Source organism: Paenibacillus sp. OT2-17, from assembly GCF_009827695.1.
GTDB classification, from domain to species: domain Bacteria; phylum Bacillota; class Bacilli; order Paenibacillales; family Paenibacillaceae; genus Paenibacillus; species Paenibacillus polymyxa_B.
Map to the genome: position 1 here is coordinate 1 of NZ_WUDQ01000354.1, position 3,851 is coordinate 3,851.

The window sequence follows — 3,851 nt, forward strand, 5'->3', positions numbered from 1 at the left end:
ATTGGTACAATGCGGGTTACCTGATTATGTGGGGATCGAACGTACCGCTTACCCGGACGCCAGACGCTCATTTTATGACGGAAGTACGATATAAGGGAACAAAAGTCGTATCCGTGGCTCCGGACTTGGCGGAGAATGTGAAGTTCGCTGACAACTGGCTTGCACCACATCCGGGTACAGATGCTGCCATAGCCCAGGCTATGACGCATGTTATTTTGGATGAGTTTTACAAAGATCGCCAAGAACCGATGTTCATTAACTATGCCAAACAATATACGGATATGCCGTTTATGATTCTGCTTGATCCACACGAGGGAGCCTGGAAAGGTGGACGTTTTCTACGGGCGAGTGACCTGGGCGATGTTTCGCCGCATGCGGACTGGAAGCCGGTCATATATGACGAAGCGGCGGGGGAAATGCTGGTCCCGAACGGTACGATGGGACAGCGCTGGGAGCAGGATAAGAAATGGAACCTGATTCTGGAACGGGAAGACGGAACAAAGGTTGAGCCCGCGCTCACTGTGGAAGGTCATGGCGAGCAATGGGAAGAAGTCGTATTCCCTTACTTTGATAACGCCGGTAATGGAACGTTCAAACGTGTAATTCCGGCCAAAAAAGTACGCTTGGCAGATGGCTCGGAACGTTACGTAGCAACTGTGTACGATTTGATGATGAGTCAGTATGGTGTCGCACGCAATGACAGCCCTCATAACGCCAAAAATTATTACGACGAAGCTTCGCATTATACCCCTGCCTGGCAGGAGAAGATCACAGGTGTGAAGGCGTCTGTTGTGGTACAGATTGCTCGGGAATTTGCCCAAAATGCTATCGATACTAAAGGTCGCTCCATGATTATTATGGGTGCGGGTATCAACCACTGGTTCAATAGTGACACGATCTATCGGTCCATCTTGAATCTTGTCGTGTTGACTGCTTCCCAAGGCGTAAACGGTGGAGGCTGGGCGCATTATGTGGGTCAAGAAAAGCTCCGCCCAATCGAAGGCTGGTCAACGATTGCCTTTGCAAAAGACTGGCAAGGGGCAGCTCGACAGCAAAATGCTACATCGTTTTTCTACTTTGCAACAGAGCAGTGGCGTTACGAAGAAAGTGGAACAGACACCTTGAAGTCACCGATTGGCGGGGATGTCAGTTACAGACATCCAGCAGACTACAACGTGCTCGCAGTGCGTCTGGGTTGGCTACCTTCTTATCCACAGTTTAATAAAAACAGTCTACTGTTCGCCGAAGAGGCTGCGCAATTAGGCAAGAAGTCCAACGAGGACATCATTAATCATTCTGTGGAAGAGATTAAATCACGTAAGACACGCTTCGCTGTAGAAGATCCTGGAGCAGCCGAGAACTTCCCGCGTTCACTCTTTGTTTGGCGGTCAAATCTGATTTCCAGTTCGGCGAAGGGACAAGAGTATTTCATGAAACATTTACTCGGAGCATCTGATGCCCTGCTTGCCCGGCCGAATGAAGAACAGAAACCTGAGGAAATCGTCTGGAGAGAAGATGTAGAAGGAAAGCTTGATTTGATGGTTGCACTTGATTTCCGGATGACAACAACTCCATTGTACGCGGACATCGTGCTTCCGGCGGCAACCTGGTACGAAAAAACAGACTTGTCGTCAACAGACATGCATCTTTTCGTGCATCCATTTAATCCGGCTGTTAACCCTCTGTGGGAATCCCGCGCGGACTGGGATATTTACCGCCAGCTTTCCGAAGTCTTTTCGGATATGGCAGAAGAGTATCTACCAGGAACATATAAAGACCTTGTGACCGCGCCGCTCGCACACGATAGTATAGGCGAAATTTCACAGCCGATGGGTCTTGTAAAGGATTGGACGAAGGGCGAGATTGAAGCGACTCCGGGTAAAACCATGCCGAATTTCAGCATCATCGAACGCGATTATACTAAAATTCACGATAAATTTATCTCACTCGGTCCTAATTTGACTACTGGGAAAGCAGGTGCGCATGGCGTCAGCTTCTCCGTAGCGGACGAATATGAGGAAATGAAAAAGTTGAACGGAGTTTATTACGATGAGTCCATTAAAGATGGGCTGCCCAAAATCCAGACAGCTCGCCAAGTGGCCAATGCAATTCTTCACCTTTCATCCGCGACTAATGGACGGGTGTCGCAAAAGGCTTATGAGCAGGCAGAAGAGCTTCACGGTGTGGAACTCAAAGACATCTCGGCCGATCGGGCAGCGGAAAGGATCACTTTCCAAAGTATCACGGCACAGCCGCGTGAAGTTATACCGACACCGGTATTCACTGGATCGAACAAGAAGGGACGCCGCTATTCACCATTTACAACGAATATTGAACGTCTCGTTCCGTTTCGTACTTTGACGGGAAGACAGCATTTCTATATTGATCATGAGATTTTCCAACAATTTGGGGAATCATTGCCGATCTACAAACCGACTTTGCCGCCGATGGTGTTCGGCCCTCGCGACCGGGAAATAAAAGGCGGGCAAGATTCACTCGTGCTCCGTTATCTGACACCGCACGGTAAATGGAATATTCACTCCACCTATCAGGACAACCAGCACATGCTGACACTGTTTCGCGGAGGTCCTACGGTGTGGATCAACAACGAAGACGCAGAGGCACACGATCTGGCCGACAATGATTGGGTAGAGGTATACAACCGTAACGGCGTCGTAACCGCCCGGACTGTTGTCAGCCACCGGATGCCAAGAGGAACGATGTTCATGTACCATGCTCAGGATAAGCACATTCAAGTGCCAGGCTCCGAAATCACGGACACACGCGGCGGTAGTCATAACGCACCGACAAGAATTCATCTCAAACCAACCCAGATGGTCGGTGGATATGCTCAGCTTAGTTATGGATTCAACTATTATGGTCCGATCGGCAACCAGCGTGATGTGTACGTTGCGGTACGTAAAATGAAGGAGGTTAACTGGCTTGAAGATTAAAGCTCAAATTGCCATGGTCATGAACCTGGATAAATGTATTGGCTGTCATACGTGCAGCGTGACATGTAAAACAACCTGGACGAACCGCAAAGGTGCGGAATATATGTGGTTTAACAATGTGGAAACCAAACCCGGTATCGGTTATCCGAAGCGCTGGGAAGACCAGGAATTATATAAAGGTGGCTGGCAGCTCCGCAAAGGGAAACTGGAACTGAAGTCAGGCAACAAGCTGTCCAAGATAGCACTGGGTAAGATTTTTTACAATCCAGACATGCCGGAAATGAAAGATTATTATGAGCCCTGGACTTACAATTACGAGCAACTGACCAACGCCGGAGAACAGAAGCATTCACCTGTGGCACGCGCGCATTCTGCGGTAACAGGTGAAAAAATGGATTTGGAGTGGGGCCCAAACTGGGAAGATGACCTGGCGGGTGCGCATGTAACCGGTCCGCTTGATCCAAATATTCAGAAAATCGAAGAAGAGATTAAATTTAACTTTGAGAAGTCGTTCATGGTGTATCTCCCACGGCTTTGCGAACATTGCCTAAATCCAAGCTGTGTCGCGTCCTGTCCTTCGGGCGCCATGTACAAACGAGACGAGGACGGAATCGTGCTCGTGGATCAGGAAGCCTGCCGCGGATGGCGGTATTGCATGACGGGCTGTCCATACAAAAAAGTGTACTTTAACTGGCAGACGAACAAAGCGGAAAAATGTACCTTCTGTTTCCCACGTGTGGAAGCTGGCCTGCCGACAGTCTGCTCCGAGACATGTACAGGACGAATTCGCTACCTCGGCGTTATGCTGTATGACGCGGATCGGGTGCTTGAGGCCGCTTCTAGGCAGGATGAGAAAGAACTTTACAAAGCGCAGTGCGACCTGTTCATGGATCCAAG

The 3,851-nt window shown here is 49.3% G+C and carries 2 protein-coding genes; both read left to right on the top strand.

All coding sequences use genetic code 11. The annotated features are described in order from the left end of the window. The coding region (locus tag GRP75_RS21045) for a nitrate reductase subunit alpha (RefSeq protein ID WP_160790273.1) at positions 1 to 2,954 on the top strand (2,954 nt) is incomplete at its 5' end. Next, on the top strand, positions 2,944 to 3,851 hold a 908-nt coding region (gene narH / locus GRP75_RS21050; protein WP_160790274.1), incomplete at its 3' end, for a nitrate reductase subunit beta. The genes GRP75_RS21045 and narH, both read left to right, overlap by 11 nt.